Source organism: Arthrobacter sp. BK1 (genome assembly GCF_056680055.1).
The window spans coordinates 1072695-1088196 of sequence record NZ_CM155263.1; the positions used below are offsets into that span (position 1 = coordinate 1072695).

The 15502-nt window shown below is 64.2% G+C and carries 14 protein-coding genes and 1 pseudogene; 9 read left to right on the plus strand and 6 right to left on the minus strand.

The genetic code is table 11. The features are described from left to right. Positions 1-216: 216 nt before the first annotated feature. Positions 217-1491, minus strand: a complete 1275-nt coding sequence (locus AC1MCA_RS04745) for a S8 family peptidase (protein ID WP_479801538.1) — start codon at positions 1489-1491, stop codon at positions 217-219. Positions 1492-1593: 102 nt separating this feature from the next. On the opposite strand from AC1MCA_RS04745, the gene AC1MCA_RS04750 reads away from it, so the two are divergent. Next, positions 1594-2355, plus strand: a complete 762-nt coding sequence (locus AC1MCA_RS04750) for an alpha/beta fold hydrolase (RefSeq protein ID WP_479801539.1) — start codon at positions 1594-1596, stop codon at positions 2353-2355. 79 nt (positions 2356-2434) lie between these two features. On the opposite strand, the gene AC1MCA_RS04755 is transcribed toward AC1MCA_RS04750, so the two are convergent. The 3 genes from AC1MCA_RS04755 to AC1MCA_RS04765 all read right to left on the minus strand — a co-directional run bounded on the left by AC1MCA_RS04755 (position 2435) and on the right by AC1MCA_RS04765 (position 5176). Beyond that, positions 2435-3139 (minus strand): hypothetical protein, encoded by a 705-nt coding sequence (locus AC1MCA_RS04755; RefSeq protein ID WP_479801540.1) that lies wholly within the window; start codon positions 3137-3139, stop codon positions 2435-2437. 115 nt (positions 3140-3254) lie between these two features. After that, positions 3255-4079, minus strand: coding sequence for a glycoside hydrolase family 25 domain-containing protein (locus AC1MCA_RS04760; protein WP_479801541.1), 825 nt, complete (start codon positions 4077-4079; stop codon positions 3255-3257). A gap of 71 nt (positions 4080-4150) precedes the next feature. Next, positions 4151-5176 (minus strand): bile acid:sodium symporter family protein, encoded by a 1026-nt coding sequence (locus AC1MCA_RS04765; RefSeq protein WP_479801542.1) that lies wholly within the window; start codon positions 5174-5176, stop codon positions 4151-4153. A gap of 134 nt (positions 5177-5310) precedes the next feature. On the opposite strand from AC1MCA_RS04765, the gene AC1MCA_RS04770 reads away from it, so the two are divergent. The 7 genes from AC1MCA_RS04770 (at position 5311) to AC1MCA_RS04800 (ending at position 11599) form a co-directional block, all read left to right on the plus strand. After that, the gene (locus tag AC1MCA_RS04770; protein WP_479801543.1) at positions 5311-5982 is read left to right on the plus strand and encodes a GntR family transcriptional regulator; all 672 of its coding nucleotides are present in this window, start codon (positions 5311-5313) and stop codon (positions 5980-5982) included. Next, positions 5979-7427, plus strand: coding sequence for an amidase (locus AC1MCA_RS04775; protein WP_479801544.1), 1449 nt, complete (start codon positions 5979-5981; stop codon positions 7425-7427). The genes AC1MCA_RS04770 and AC1MCA_RS04775 overlap by 4 nt, the downstream gene beginning before the upstream one ends. A 136-nt stretch (positions 7428-7563) precedes the next feature. Then, positions 7564-8364, plus strand: coding sequence for a transporter substrate-binding domain-containing protein (locus AC1MCA_RS04780; protein WP_479801545.1), 801 nt, complete (start codon positions 7564-7566; stop codon positions 8362-8364). A gap of 6 nt (positions 8365-8370) precedes the next feature. Beyond that, the gene (locus tag AC1MCA_RS04785; RefSeq protein ID WP_479801546.1) at positions 8371-9072 is read left to right on the plus strand and encodes an amino acid ABC transporter permease; all 702 of its coding nucleotides are present in this window, start codon (positions 8371-8373) and stop codon (positions 9070-9072) included. Continuing rightward, positions 9069-9818, plus strand: a complete 750-nt coding sequence (locus AC1MCA_RS04790; protein WP_479801547.1) for an amino acid ABC transporter ATP-binding protein — start codon at positions 9069-9071, stop codon at positions 9816-9818. Before AC1MCA_RS04785 ends, AC1MCA_RS04790 begins: the two co-directional genes overlap by 4 nt. Further along, positions 9819-10607: a fumarylacetoacetate hydrolase family protein gene (locus AC1MCA_RS04795; protein ID WP_479801548.1), complete on the plus strand. Its 789-nt coding sequence runs from the start codon at positions 9819-9821 to the stop codon at positions 10605-10607. Continuing rightward, positions 10604-11599, plus strand: coding sequence for a DUF4862 family protein (locus AC1MCA_RS04800; RefSeq protein ID WP_479801549.1), 996 nt, complete (start codon positions 10604-10606; stop codon positions 11597-11599). Before AC1MCA_RS04795 ends, AC1MCA_RS04800 begins: the two co-directional genes overlap by 4 nt. A gap of 135 nt (positions 11600-11734) precedes the next feature. Here the strand turns inward: AC1MCA_RS04800 and AC1MCA_RS04805 are convergent. After that, positions 11735-13184: pseudogene (locus AC1MCA_RS04805) on the minus strand (SLC13 family permease). Between the two features lie 12 nt (positions 13185-13196). Then, positions 13197-14315, minus strand: coding sequence for a PrpF domain-containing protein (locus tag AC1MCA_RS04810; RefSeq protein WP_479801550.1), 1119 nt, complete (start codon positions 14313-14315; stop codon positions 13197-13199). Positions 14316-14554: 239 nt separating this feature from the next. On the opposite strand from AC1MCA_RS04810, the gene AC1MCA_RS04815 reads away from it, so the two are divergent. After that, complete coding sequence (locus tag AC1MCA_RS04815; protein WP_479801551.1) at positions 14555-15493, plus strand: LysR substrate-binding domain-containing protein; 939 nt, start codon at positions 14555-14557, stop codon at positions 15491-15493. Positions 15494-15502 lie beyond the last annotated feature (9 nt).

Genomic DNA, 15502 nt, shown 5'->3' on the forward strand with positions numbered 1-15502 from the left:
CTACCCGCACCTTTCGAGGCAACCCTCTATCCCTGCAAGATCCGCCGTCGGAGCCGGTACACCTCCGGGGTGCACCGGCCCATGCGCTCAAACGACGGCGGCTTCGAGGGTTTTGCCACCTGTGATGGACGCGCCCTTGGAGCGGTTCACCATCAGCCCCAGGAGGTCAAAGATCAGGGTCGCCGCGGCAAGGGTGGTGATAGAGGGCTCAGGGTTTCAGGGTGCGCCACAACCTAACGCTTGTACCGCGCGGCAGGCGTTCACCCGACCGTATTTCCAATAGCTTTCAGTGCCAGCCTTTCTATCTGTGGTGGACTCGACCTTGCCGCGGACCACGTCGTTCCTGGCGGTAAGATCCTTGCTCCAGACGAGCGCCGCAACCGCGGCGACGATCGGTGAGGCCATGGATGTGCCACTGGCAATGTCGTAGTCCAGGGAGCGTTTGTAAGGGATCGTCGGGCCTTGCAGGGCGAAGTTGTAGTACGGGAAAGTCGAATAAACGTTGACCCCCGGCGCCGCCATGTCCACCCATTTGCCATAGCTTGAGAAGGATGCCTTGTTGTCAAAGTTGTCGGTTGCTGCCACGGCAATAACCTTGGAATACGCGCCAGGATAGATCTGGGCTTGGGTACCGGCGTTACCGGCAGCGGCGACTATCAGCACACCCTGATTCCATGCGTTATTGACGGCAGCTTCAAGGGTGCGTGATGAAACGCGCTGCCCGAGGCTCAGGTTGATCACCTTGGCGCCATTGGCCACCGCCCAGTCGATGCCCTGGGCAATGCGTGAACTGGAACCGGTGCCGGCGTCGTTGAGCACCTTAACATCCAGAATCTCGCATTCCGGGCACACACCCGAGACCCCGACGCTGTTGTGTTTGGCCGCAACAATACCGGCCACATGGGTCCCATGGCCGTACCTGTCGTAGTCCTCCTCTGCCTCAATCTTCTTGTCGCTGAAGTTGATCCGGTCAACGACCTGTTCGGAAATGTCCTCGTGATTGAACGCCACACCTGAATCAACGATGGCAACCTTGACGCCGATTCCTTTGGCGACGGTCCACGCCTCGACGGCATCCACATCGGCGTCCGCGGTACCTGCGGGTACCTCTGTGTCACCCGCGGTGTTCCAGAACGACTTACCCTCGTTCTGCAGCGCATACTGGCGATCGAAGTAATCCGTAGTGGCCGTCACGAGCTCGTCCGGCTCGGCATATTCAACGGCCGGATTTCTGCTCAGGGCGGCGATAAGCCCGGATTCTTTTCCGGCCGGTACTTTGATGAGGTGGGCGCCAGTGCTGCCAATAGCCGGGCCCTGGCTAAGGCCATGCTGGCGCAGTACGCCGGGTGCAGCGGCATTATCGCGAAACTTGACCATGATTTGCCCTGCGATGGGTTTTGACTCAGCCGCTGCGTTACCCGGGGCTGCCACGGTGATTCCGCCAAGCGCCATCATTGCCGCTGCGAAACTAGCCACAATAAGTTTTTTCATAGGGGCAATATTGCGCCAATCCTCGCCAGCTGGATAGAGGCCGGACAGTGAACCGCCAAGCGCGTGCTCCCCAAAGAGCCCTGCCCGGCGTAGCATCCTGCCATGGGACCAATTCGGGCCATCCTTCTTCCCGGGAGCGTGCTCCCCGCCGAAGCAGCGTATGGTGCGCTGATCACGGCGCTCGGACCGGACGTACAGGCCGTCGCCAAGGACCTGGAGCTGTACGCCGGCGACTCTCCCCCGCCGGACTGGAGCCTGGACACCGAAATCGACGGTGTGCTGCGCGAGGCCGAGGCCCAGGGATGGGAAACGTTCCATTTGGTGGGTTATTCAGGCGGCGGAGCGGCGGCGTTGGCGTTCGCGGCCAAGCACCCGGACCGGCTGCTGAGCCTGGCGCTGCTGGAACCGGCGTGGGCCGGAGCCTGGGATTGGAGCCCTGCCCACACTGAGCTCTGGAAGCAGTACGAGCAGCTGGAAACCCTCCCGCCGGAGCAGTTCATGCGCGCCTTCATGAGGCTGGGAGTTAAGTCCGACGTCGTCCTGCCGCCGCCGCCGGATCCCCCGCCGCCGTGGATGGCCAAGCGTCCCGCGGGCATCAGGGCGTTTCTGCGGACCTTTAAGACCTATGACCTGGACAGGGCGCGCCTGGCCGCCTTTCGGCAGCCAGTCTTTTTCGCCCTTGGCGGCCTGAGTAATCCCGATGACTACGGCGAAATTGCCAACCGGCTCTCAAGGGTCTTCTTCCCGGACTTCCACCTGGAGCTGTTCCCGAAGCGGCACCACTTCGACCCGCCACACCGGATTGAACCTGAGCGGCTGGCGGAGTTGCTCCGGCGGCACTGGGAGCAGGCGGAAGCCGGGTAGCCGCGGGGAACGTTGCGACATCTGGGCCCAACCGCCGTGCCGATCGGTCCACGGCACGACGGCGGCAGGGTCAGCCTGTCTATTTGAGACTGAGCACCTCGTCGATGGGGCGGCCGTTGACGAACACCTCGGCGCTCGTGGCCGCGGACGCTGCCATGGCTGTGTACTCCAGCTGTGCCTTGGCGCGCGGGATGTCGCACACGCCTCCGAGCATGAACTGCCCGGAGAGGTAGATGGTGATGGTGCTGCCCACCAGTTCGCCGCCGAGGTACGTGAGGTTGGACTGGTACAGGACGTTCACTAGCCCTGACAGGCCGACGTCGCGGCTCCTGTTCGCGAGCAACGTCCCGACGCTGGGGCCCACCTGGTCAGTGAAGCGCACCGGGGCTGTGGTCGTGGCAATGAGGCTGTCACCGCAGCCGATCAAAGGCCCGGAGATGCCGTTGTCGCCGATGGCCACGTAGTAGACCGTCAGCGGGCCAACCTGCTCCGGGAACCCCGTGAAGGTAGGCTCCGCGGTCGGTGTCGCCGTCGGGCCAGCGGGAGCGGACGACGGCGGCGCGGACGACGGCGGGACAGTCGCCGTCGCGGTCGGCGTGACTGACGGGCTGCTCGGCGTGGAGGGGCTCGCCGTCGGACTCGGGGAGGTGGTGGGGCCCGCCGTCGAGGTCGGGGCGGCGGAGGTGCCCGTGGGCGCCGGCGCAGGAGGGCCGAAGCAGCCTGCGAGCGCGAAAAGTGCGCCGACCCCCAGAACGCTGAATGCCGAAACTCCGGGCCTGGTCATGATGCCCCCTTGGATGCGGGCCCTGGATCTTCCGGACCCGCTCCCAACCTACGCCGGAGCGGTCCCCCCGGAACAGAGACTTAAGTCCGGCGTCGGCCGTGAATCGAGGCGCTGCCTATCGGCAGGAGAAGTCATAATCGAGTCCGGCCGACACATACTGCGTCACTGTCACCGAGCTGCCGGGCGTCAGGCCCGGCAAAGAACAGTTCGACTTCGCTCCCCGCAGGGTCTTGGCCCCTGCAAGCCAGCTTGGCAGCCCCGTGAGGGAGCTGCTGGAGGGCACGGTCCCGGCGATGGTTCCCCACTGATAGCCAGTGGAGTAGATCCCGACGCCGGCGCCCGCATTCCCGGCGGTGATGCTCTTGAAGTAGGCGACCATCCCTTCAAGGTCCGCCCGGTTCAGGGCTGTGCCGACTGTGCCGGTCTGCCAGCTGTTGCCGGTCTCAACATCCAGCCACCAGAAATATTTGCCGGGGGTCGCCACGCCTCGGTCAGTGCCGTCGTCGTAAGCCTTCGCATACCCATACATGTATGAGCAGGCGAGGTCGACTGCGCCTGCGCAGGTCCCATAGGGGTTCGCCACCTTCACGTCCTTGTAGACGTTGGACGAGGGCCACCAGGAGCCGGCATGTCCTGGATTGGCCGTGTTAACGTACAAAGCAACCTTGGGCTGCGAGGTTCCACCGGTAGAGTGGGCGGCCCAGGTGAGTTGCTCGGCGAGGCAGGGGTTGGTGTTGTTGGCCAGCCCGCCGGTCACGCCCACGATCGCGAACGCCTGCCCGCTGGGAAGGGTCTTGCCGCACTGGGGCCAGGAAACGTCGTTGCCCACCAGGTCCGTATTTCCGGGTGGCGGAGCCGCTGCCACCGGAGCCATTCCTGTGACCAACAGTCCACAAAGCGCCAGGAAAGTGCATGCCATCTTCATCCCAAAACGAGCCATGCCCAAAATGGTACGTCCGCTTCCGCAATGAAACGCCGATGAGGCCCGGACATTCCTTCGTTAAGAAGCTTCTAAACGCGCGCAGGAACAGGTTCGCTGGTGAATGTCCTGCTTTGGAGTCTTGCCAGCCGGCGGGCAACACCGGCGCAAACCAGCAGCTGCATGGCGTGGTACATGATCACGGGCAGGATCACCACTCCACTCAGCGGCCCATGGAAGAGGATCGCCGAAAGTGGGAGCCCGGCGGCAAGGCTCTTCTCTGACCCGCAGAACATGATGGCCGTCGCATCAGCGCGGGCGAAGCCGAGCTTCCTACCCACACAAGAAGTGACGACGAGTGTAAGGGCCAGCATGACTGCACAGATGCTTCCCGTCACCACCAGCTGGGCAGGCGCCAGCTTCTGCCAGAGTCCGCCCGCCACTGCGGCACCAAACGCACCGTAAACCACCAGGAGGATGGCGCCGCGGTCCACCACTTTCAGCGCAGGAGCCCAGCGGTCCGTCCATCTGACTGTCAGTTTGTGGAGTAGCTGGCCCACGATGAACGGTGCCACGATCTGCAGCCCAATCCTGACAGCCGACGTGGCATTCATTCCGCTGTATGCACCCATGGCGAGGGCCACCATGAGGGGCGTAGCCAGCACCCCGAGCAAGTTCGAGATGGACGCCGCGCAAATGGCCGCCGCGGTGTTCCCTCCTGCAATTCCGGTGAAAGTGGTGGCTGTTTGCACTGCGGTGGGAAGCATCGTCAAGAACAGCAACCCCGCTACGAGTTCAGGGGTGAGGTACCAGGATGTTGCGGCGGCCACGCCGAAACCCAGCAGAGGAAAAACAACAAACGAAAACGACACGATAACCACGTGCAACCGCCAGGCTTTCAGCCCCTGCAGTGCCACTGACGGCGGCAGCCGCAGCCCGCTGAGAAAAAACTGGATGGCCACCGCGATGCCACCGGCGGTGGACAGGACAGGGCCAAATGCGTCGGGTGGCGGAAACAAAGCCGCCCCCACAAGGGTGGCCAGCAACAGCACAATAAAGGGATCTATCCACGCAGACCCCCGACGGAGTGAATGCGCGTAAGTTGCCGTTTTTCCCATGTCACAACATCCTTCTCCAGTAAAGGACTTCAGAATACTGTAGACAATCTGACGAAAGTACGCCGCGTGTAAACCCTGTGTAAACTCACCGTCCCCTCTTCATCCGGTGAATGTGTAGACAGTAGTCTTGGATCATGATTGTCCAGGAAAGCCTCGTCTCCCTTGCTGCCAATGAGATCCGAAAGCTGATTGTGAGCGGAGAGCTGGCGCCGGGCGACAAACTGAACGAGCCCCCGCTGGCCGAACGCCTCGGGATCTCCCGCCCTCCCCTCCGAGAGGCCTTGCGCACCCTTGAGAGCGAGGGCCTCCTGGAACAGTCGCCACGCCGGGGCTACCGCGTGGTGGCAATGACAGAGTCGGACATCGACGAGATCTACTCCCTCAGGCGCGCTCTGGAAATGTTCGCTTTGGACCGCCTCCTGGCAAAAAGGGATCCGTCCACTTATGCGGCCCTCGACCCGATCATGAAAGCCATGCGTTCTGCGGCCAAACGGGGAGACCAGGCTGCAGTCATCCAGGCGAACGTTGACTTCCATACGGCACTGGTGGACGCGGCCGGGCACCGGAGACTCAGCGACACGTACCGGACCCTGATGTTACAGATGCAGCTCTGCATGGCAGCCAACGTCCTGAACGAGGCCCGGACCAAAGGCGACCTCACCAAAGGCTGCGACCGGCATGCGGAGCTGTTGGAGTGCCTCCGCTCCGGGGACCCGAAGCGCATCCGGCGTGAATTTGAAGAACACGGCGAACGGGATTACCTGGAAAGACAGGGCGCAAGCGACACATTGGCCGCTGCACAATGAGCCCCTCGCTGCTGAGCAGCATCAACGCCGGCTACCAGGACGCGACCGCCCTTGCCGAGGCGGTGCAGGCGGGCGTGCTGACTGCCACTGAGGTGGTGGCCGCCGCGCGAAAAAGCGCCAGCTCAGAAAAAGGACACGCGCTCAATGCTTTCATCACCGAAGACTGGGAGGGCGCGGCCGCGGCGGCCGCCTCCCTCGATGCCCGCCGTGCGGCCGGCAAACCGCTGGGCCTGCTGGCAGGAGTGCCTTTCAGCGTCAAGGACGTGATCGCTGTTGCCGGGCTTCCGGTAACAGCTGCCAGCCTCGCGTTTGCCGGCACGACGGCAACAACCACGGCCCCCGCGGTGCAACGGCTGCTGGACGCCGACGCCATCCTGATCGGAAAAACCAACTGCCCGGAATTTGCCTTCGGGGTCACCTGTGACAGTCCGCTGAACGGCAGGACCGGCAACCCCCGATTTCCGGCCGCGACCCCAGGTGGTTCCAGCGGCGGGGAAGCCGCCTCGATCGCGGCAGGCATCTCCGCGCTGGGTGTGGGAACAGACTTCGGCGGATCTTTGCGATGGCCGGCCCAGTGCGTCGGAATTGTTGCATTGCGTCCAGGAATTGGAGCGTTGCCCGGCGAAGGGCAGGTGCCGGGGCTTGGCGGAAACTTCGGCTCTGAAGGCGTGCTGCCCGCGGTCAGCCCGGGAATGCAGGGCTCGTTCCAGACGATCGGCCCGCTTGCGCGCTCGGTGCGTGATCTGCAGGTGGCCTACCGTGTGATGTCCGGCGTGGAAGCAGGCGCGGGAACCGGACAAAGCGCCGCGTTCCGTGTCGCATGGAGTGACGGCCGCGTCTTTGGTCCGGTCCGCAGCGAAGTCAGCGCGCTGATGGGGCGGCTGGCAGCTGCGCTTGCCGCGGCGGGTCACGCGGTAGAGCAGCAGCCCGACCTGCTGGCGGAGTGCCTGCCTGCCTACAACCGCTTGCGCGCGCTTGACCCCATGCTCGATCATGCCGCTGCCGTCGCCGGCAAGGAGGACAATGTATCCGGGCGCAACCTGGAGACCATCCGGGAATCGCTCAGGGCCTCCGCCGCGGACACGGGCCTGGCGTGGGCAGCCGCCGAGTCTGCGCGCCGGCAGGCTCTCCGCCAGATCAATGCGGTGGACGTTGTCCTGCTTCCGGTGGCCGGGGGCCCCGCGGCGGACGTTGAAGGCGTACTGGATGTAGACGGCCGGCAACTGCAGGGTTGGGAAGTCATGGGACCCTGCCGGGCCGTGACCTTGACAGGCTGCCCCGTGGTGTCACTGCCGGTGGGTTTGTCTGCAGAAGGGCTCCCTCTGTCCGTGCAGGTGATAGCCCCTCCGGGAGGTGAGCTGACCGCCCTCGCCTTCGCCGAGCTGCTGGAGGCTCTGGTTCTCGAGCACAGCGTGAAGCCCGCAGGGGACCGCACGGCCAGCTAACTGTAAAATTGTCTACAGAATTCACAATTAACATAGTCGAAACGAAGCAGGCGATCCCCGGACACACGGAGCCCATAGCGTCTTCCCTGTCAGCAACCATCACTGGCAACGGATTACTGAAAGTGGGAAGCAACGCATGTTTTCACGCACTAGCAAAGCCGCCGTCGTCGCGGCTCTGGCCGCCCTCACCCTGGCCGCCAGCGGCTGCTCGGCCAGCAGCTCCGCCTCGGCGGACACGGCTCCGAAGGAAAAATTCACCATCGCCACCAGCGGCACCTTCCGGCCCATCACTTTCTCGGAGGCCGGAAAACTCACCGGCTTCGACATCGAGGTGGGCACGCTGATCGCCGACAAGCTGGGCATGGAAGCAGAATTTGTCGAAGGCCAGCTGACGGGCTTGCTTCCCGGACTGAACAGCGGAAAGTTCGACGCCGTGATGTCGGGACTGACCATGACCGAACCCCGCAAGCAGTCCATCACTTTCTCCACCCCCTACCTGGCGGACGGTGCGGTTGCCGTTGTCAAGAAGGACAACACCTCGGTGGAGCAGGTCAGCAAGCTGGACGGCTTCATTGTCGGCGCCATCGGCGGCTCAGGCACCGAATCCGATGTCAAGGGCATCGGCGGTTTCAAAGAGCTCAAAGCCTATCCCGGCGCCCCCGAAGGTTTCGCGGATGTTGCCGCCGGCAGGATCGATGTGTTTGCCACGGGGCGGATCGCGGCTGAGAACTTCATGAAGAACTCCCCGCTCGCCGCGGAGCTCAAAATCGTCGGTGATGTCTACGGAATGAAGCCGGCCGGTGTCGGCCTTCCCAAGGACGACACCGAAATGAAGCCCAAAGTGGACAAGATCATCGAAGAGCTCAAGGCTGACGGCACCTTGGAGGAACTGAACCAGAAGTGGTTCGGTTTCACGGTCGAGATCCCCGCCGCGTAATTTGCCATGAACATCTCCGAGCCCGGCTCTGTTGCAGCCGAATACTTCCCGATCTTTCTGACCGGCGCACTGACAACCCTGGGAATCGTTGCTGCGGCCATCGTCTGCGCCACCGTCCTGGGCTACGTCATCGCCACCCTGCGGCTCTCCAGGGTCCGCGCACTGCGGATCTTCGCCGCTGCCTATGTCTGGTTCTTCCGCGGCCTGCCGCTCATGCTGTCGCTGTTCTTCTTCTACTACACGAAGCCGTTCGGACTGACCATGGACGCATTCACGGCAGGCCTGATCGCCATGAGCCTGAACTCGGCGTCGTTCTTCTCGGAAATCATCAGGGCCGGGCTCAAATCGGTTGATACCGGCCACCTGGAAGCGGCGGACTCCGTAGGCATGAACCCGCTGCAGAAGTTCGTGCGGGTGACAGCTCCGGAAGGCATCCGGCTCATGACTCCCCCGTACATCAACAACTGCATCATCATGCTCAAGGAGTCCGCCCAGATCTCCGTCATCACAGTGCCGGACCTGATGCTGCAGGGCCAGAAGGCCTACAACTCCACGTACAACGTCATGGAAACCCTGGGGGTCGTGGCGGCAATGTACCTGGTCATGACCAGCCTGCTGATGGTCCTTCAGATCGTCATTGAAAAGAAGATGGGCCGCAAGATGGGCACCACCAAACAGGTGCGCGAAGCCGTTAGGAGCATGGCATGATCAGCATCACCGGGCTCACCAAGAGCTACAACTCGCGCGAGGTCCTGAAGGACGTAGACCTTCGGATCCTTCCCGGTGAAGTGGTGGCCATCATCGGCCCGAGCGGCGCCGGGAAGAGCACCCTGCTGAGGTGCATCAACATGCTGGAGGTACCGGACGCCGGACGCATCCACGTGGACGGCCGGCAGGTGTTCTACACCCCGAACGCGCGGGGAAAGCTTGGCGTCCTGGACCAGTTCCGGCTGACGTGGTTGCGGCGTGAAATCTCCATGGTGTTCCAGCAGTTCAACCTGTGGCCGCACCGCACGGTTCTGGAGAACCTCCTGGAAGGGCCGGTGATCTCCAAGAAGCAGAAGCGGGCGGACGCGCAGGGGCGTGCCTTGGAAAAGCTCCGCTCGGTTGGCCTTGAGGACAAAGCGGACGCGTACCCCGCCGACCTGTCCGGCGGGCAACAGCAGCGGGTGGCAATCTGCCGCGCGCTCATGATGGATCCCAAGGCCATCCTTTTCGACGAGCCCACGTCCGCACTGGATCCGGAACTGGTGAACGAGGTCCTGGAGATCATGGCCAAGCTCGCGAAAACCGGTATGACCATGGTCATCGTGACGCACGAAATGAAGTTCGCGCGGGAGGTGGCGGACAGGGTGATCTTCATGGAACACGGCGGCATCGTGGCAGAGGGCCCGCCGGACGTGGTGTTCCAGCACCCGCGCCTGCGTGTCTATGCCTCACACCTGAGCCACTGAATGCCGCGGTTTCCGCTGAAAATCGCTGAGTCCGGGCCGGAGGGACGCCCGTATATGGCCTGCGCCCTGCTGCCCGGAGTCCGCCTGCCCGGGCAGCTCATCGGCATTGGGGAAAACTACTGGCCCGGCTCCCGGGAAGAGAACGGCCCCCCACTGTCCCCCGGGCCCGCCGGAGGCACCGCCCCGGACCGGCGGGCACCGGGACGCATCCCCCTGGTCTTTGGCAAGTTTCCCGGGAGCCTGGCAGGCGACGGCGGGCCCATCACGTTTGACCCGGCACATGCCGGGACCGTCCTCTGCGAAGGTGAACTCGCCGTCGTCGTAGGCCGTGTGCTGAAGGATGCGCACAGCGCAGAAGAAGCGCTCGCAGCAGTCGCCGGGGTGACGGTGGCAAATGACGTCTCCGCGCGGACCCTGCAGGCAGCCGACGTGCAGTCCACGCGCGGCAAGAGCCTGGACACGTTCTGCCCGCTCGGGCCTGAACTGGTGACACTGGACGAGATCAGGGACCTTCAGGACCTTCGCCTCGTCACAAGGATCAACGGTGGGGTGGTCCAAAGTTCCTCGACCTCCCGCATGGTTTTTTCCGTGGCGGAGCTGCTGCTGTTCTGCTCCCGGTTTATGACCCTCTACCCCGGGGACGTGATCCTCACCGGCACCCCCTGGGCTGCTGACGAAACGGTCCTCGAGCTCCATCCGGGCGATACCGTTTCGGTGGACATCGAAGGCGTGGGAACGCTCACGAATCCGGTGGCCTTGCCGGAGTCTTCAGCCGTGAACCTGACGTGACCCGCCGAGCGGGGCTGATTCTGAGCAGCTACACCGCGGCTCCGGCCCTGGACGGCCGTGATCCGGTGGCTGAGGCCGCGTTTCTGTCCGGCGCTGCGGCCCTGCCGCATGTCACTGGGCTGGAGATTCCGTTTTACGCCACGGGAAAGCTGCACAAGTACGACGGCGACTGGCTGGTTCAGCAGATTGGCCACCTCCCCGCCGATTTCAGCTTTGTGCTCACCACCATTCCGGACACCATGGACCGGCTCGGCGCTTCCGTTGGCTTTGGCTTGGCCTCGGCCGACCTGGAAGGAAAACGCGCAGCACTGGAAAGAACTGCCGCTGCGGCTGAGGCGGTACGCACCCTGAACCGGACGTTGGGCCGTAAAGCGGTTCGCGCGGTGCACCTGTACAGCGCTCCCCGTCTTTCGGTTGGGGAGATCGGAACTTTCACCAGGACAACAGCATCCGTTGAAGCGTTGGCTGACTCGCTTAAGCAGTTGGCGGAGTATGACTGGGACGGTGCCCGGCCTGTTCTGGAACACTGCGACGCTGCCTCCGGCCACTACCCGCCGGTAAAGGGTTTCCTGCAGCTGGATCAGGAAATTGAAGCAGTACTTGCCGCGGGCACGGGGGCAGGTGTCACCGTGAACTGGGCCCGCTCGGTCATTGAGGGCCGTGATACCAACGCACCGGACCGGCATGTAGAACTGGCGTTGCAGGCAGGCGTCTTGGCAGGTGTTGTTCTCTCCGGCTGCTCATCCCAGGCCACGGCTTACGGCGGGGCGTGGGACGATACCCATCTCCCGCCGGCTCCGGTGGAACCAGCGTCCCTGCTGACGTCAGGGGCCATCCGTTCCATGGCAGCCGTGCTGGAAGGCGCCCGCGAAGGCACTGAACCAGGCGCCTATCGGGGGCTGAAGGTTTCCGCACCACCAGCAGCCAGTGTTGAGCAGCGGTTGTCACTCCTGGCCGCGTCCATTGACGCCGCGCGCCGGGCCGGTTTTTGACTGGGTCTCGGGAGAAGGCGGGCATACCGCCGGTCTGCGCTGAAGGCCTGGACGCCAGAACAGCGAGATGGCACTCCGCGGCAGTGTTGGGAAACACTGCTGCGGAATGCCATCCCGGGAGGAGTGAAGGACCTTTTACATGATGCCGGTGGGTACCAGCATGGCCCAGGCAAGGGCAGGAGCCACCAGCACCACTCCCCCGGCGTAGCCCATCAGCTGCTTGTAGACGCGCTGCCGGTCATGTTCGGGGGCATTGGCAACCACCAGCGCACCGTCGGTGGAGAAGGGCGAAACATCAACCACCGTGGCTGCGATGGCCAAGGGCCGCAACGGTCCCGGAGGCGCTCAAGGAGCTCGTGGCGAGCAGCGGCCCGGCCAGCGGAATGAAGGCGGTCAGCAAAGCCGTGGAGGAGGCAAAGGCTGATCCCACGCCGATGACGTAGCAGAGGACCAGTGCAACCAGCAGCGGTGCACCCAGTGCCAGTGCATGCTCGGCAAGGGTGTCGATGACGCCCACGTGCTGGAGCAGGGACACGTAGGTGATCATGCCGGCCACCAGCAGGACCGTGGACCAGGAGACGCCGCCAATGAACGTCTGGTGTTCCTTGATGTTGACCAGCGCCAGCAGGAGGCCTGCGGACAGGGCAACGAAACCGATGGGCATGTGGAAACCCAGGGTGCAGACCAGCATCGCGGCGATCAGGGCCAGCGTGAGGATCTGCTGGCCGTGGGGACGGCCGGTCCGGGCGGTGTCGACGTCGGCAAGCTGGCCGCCGTCGCCGTCGCGCAGCTTGCCCAGGAGGCCGAACAGCACGATGGTCAGGACGGAGAGGATGAGGTTCAAGGCGAAGCTGGCAACGAACAGTGAGCCCTGCGAGATGGGAAAGCCGTTCTCCACGGCGATGTTGTGCACCAGCACGCCGGCCACGGACAGCGGCGAAAAGCCGCCGGCGTGGGCGCCGTTGATGACAAAGGCTCCCATCACCACGGGGTGGATGCGTGACTCGTACGCAAAGCCGATGGCCGCGGGTGCCAGCAGCGCGACGGCGGCCGGCGAGAAGGTGCCCAATGCGGTCAGCGCGGCAGCCATCAGGAAGAACACCCAGGGCAGCAGCAGGGTCTTGCCCCGGACAAGGCGAACACACGTCTGCACGATGATGTCTATGGTGCCGTTCCGCTGGGCCATGCTGAAGAAATAGGTGACGCCGATAATCGTCAGGACGATGCTGGCCGGGAACTCTTCGAGGATCTGCTTGTCCGTCATCCCGAGCATGAAGTAGCCGACGCCGAAGGACGCCACCAGCCCCATCACGCCGATGTTCAGCGGCCATTTTGTGGCGACCACGAACATCACCACGAGGATGACGAGCGGGATGATCTGGATAGCGGTCATGCTCTGCTCCGGTTCCGGGGTGGCCGCCGGGTTGAGGATGCCACCCCCCAGAACGAGGGCAGCCAGACCCAGGATCGTTAGACCGGCCACCGCCATCAGTAGGATACGGCGGCGGCGGCGGTTGGGACGCTCAGGGCGGTTTTCGTCGGCGCCACCCTTGGGGGCAGCGGGACGGTTCAGGGTACTAGTCATGGTGCTTACTCCTCATTGAGTGGCTCCCGCGAGGGCGGCAGCTGTTGGGCTGGCCGAGACCTCGGGGAGGTGGATGATGGTGGTGGCAATGGTGCGGGCGGTGCGGTCGACGCCGACGAGCAGGGTTCCGTTGTGCTCCTCGCTCCAGGTCTCAATCACCCCGGCCGGGGTACGCAGCCGCAGTGTGTTTCCCGCTGTCCCGCCCGTGATGGCGTGCAGCACGGTGCCGGGAGTGCGGGCGGCCAGGGTGAGGGCGATACTGCCGGTGATGGCCAACGCCGGGTGGGGCTTGCCCATGGAAAGCATCATGACGTTGACGTCGCAGCTCCGGTCCGCCGGCGCGGGGGCGGCGACGACGGCAAGCTTGGGGATTGCCCGCGCGGCGCCGTCGGCCGTGGCGGCCAGCCCCATCCGGACGGCGGCCTGCCGCCGGATCTGTTCCAAGGTCTCCAGCTGCAGCTCGACTCCCGGCCGCCAATTCCCGTAGCGGGCCGGGTCCAGGCCCAGCTCCTCTGCGCGGACCATCACAACGGGGGCGCCGGCGTCGACCATTGAAACTGTCCAGCGGGATCCGCCCGCGGTGATGGTGTCCGTTGCTGCGCCGGTGGGCAGCAGGGCGCCGGTGGTCTTTCCGGCAGGGTCCTGGAACCCCAGCCCCACCGCGTAGCCGGGGAACGGCACTCCTGGCATGTGCCCGTCCGGGACAAGGGGAAGGGCACCTGCCGGGGTGGACACCCGCTGGACGATGACCTGGTTCGTGTTGGTGTTGCGGGTGACGATCCGGGTGACGTCCGCGGTGGGAACCACCAACCCCTTCTCGATCGCGTAGAGGCCCACAACCGCTGAGCCGTTTCCGCAGTTGCTGCCCCAGTCCACGCCGGCTTCTTCGATGCCGACCTGGGCGAAGGTGTACTCGACGTCGATGTCCCCGCCGGCAGGCCGGTGCACGATGATCGCCTTGCTGGTGGTGGAGGTGGCCCCGCCCACGCCGTCGATCTGCCGGGGGTCGGGGCTGCCGAACAGCCGTGGAAGCAGCACATCCAGGCTGGTGCCGCCCTCCCGAAGATGCCCTGCTTCGAACACCCAGCACTTGCTGGTGCCTCCGCGCATCCATTCCGCTTCGATCTTCATCGATTCCCACCTCTCCTTCGCCTCAAAGTTTGTTGAGGGCCTGAGAAGAGATTGAGCCAGATCACACTTTAGGACAATGTTCAATAATTGAGAGGGTATGTAGTATTTCTTCATTCATTAGTGGTGAAAGGGCAAAGCTGTCCTTTCTATAGCAGAAGCTCCGGTGATTCCGCCGCGGGACAGCGCCGTTTCTCCATCTCCCTGCAGGGAATGAACGAAATCAGCAGAAGGGTAAAGCGATGCTTCACGAAGAAGAGCAGCCGTTGTTCGATATCCGGCGGCTGGCTCTGCTGCTGGAGGTGGTCGAACAGGGCTCCATCACCGCCGCAGCCGAGCTGATGATGTACACACCCTCGGCCGTTTCCCAGCAGCTGCGCAAGCTCGAACAGGAGGTGGGGCAGCCCCTGCTCAACCGCCGCTCCCGCGGTGTGGTGCCCACCGAGGCCGGCCAGGTGCTTGCGGGGCACGCGCGGAAGATCGTCCGGCAGATGAAGGCAGCCCAGTCCGATCTCGGCCAGATCGCCGGACTGAAACAGGGGTCCCTGACCGTAGGCACTTTCCCCACCTTGGCCGGTTCCTTCCTGCCCATCGTCATCCGGACGTTCAAGAAGCGCTACCCGGCCATCAGCCTCTCCCTGCGCAGCGCGCGCTTCGACGAACTCGTTGCGGATCTGGAGTCCGGCGTCACGGGGCTGTGCCTGCTCTGGGACTACCCCTGGAACACCTTCCAGGACGAGTCCATCCGGGTCACGGAAGTCTTCCAGGAGAGCACGGTGATCCTGGTGGCCCGCGGCCACCCGCTGGCGGAGAGGGAGGAGGTCAGCATGGGCGAACTGCGCAACGAGTCATGGATTGTGCGCGCGGAGGCCCACCCGGTGGTGGAGGTCCTCCAGCGTTCCGCCCACGACGCCGGGTTCGAACCGACCATCGGCTTCCTGGCCAACGACTACCAGGAGGCCCAGGCCATGGTCAGTGTCGGAATGGGCGTAGCCATGGTGCCCAGGACCGCCGTGTCACTTCAGCACCCCGATGTGAGGGTACTCAGCCTCGGTGCCGCCGCGCCGCTGCGGCGGATACTGCTCGCGCAGCGGCAGGACAAGGTCTACGCCCCGGCGGAGGTCGCCTTTCAATCCACGTTGCTCGAAGTTGCGCGCGAACGGGCCGGCGACTACCTCTGAAACGGCTCC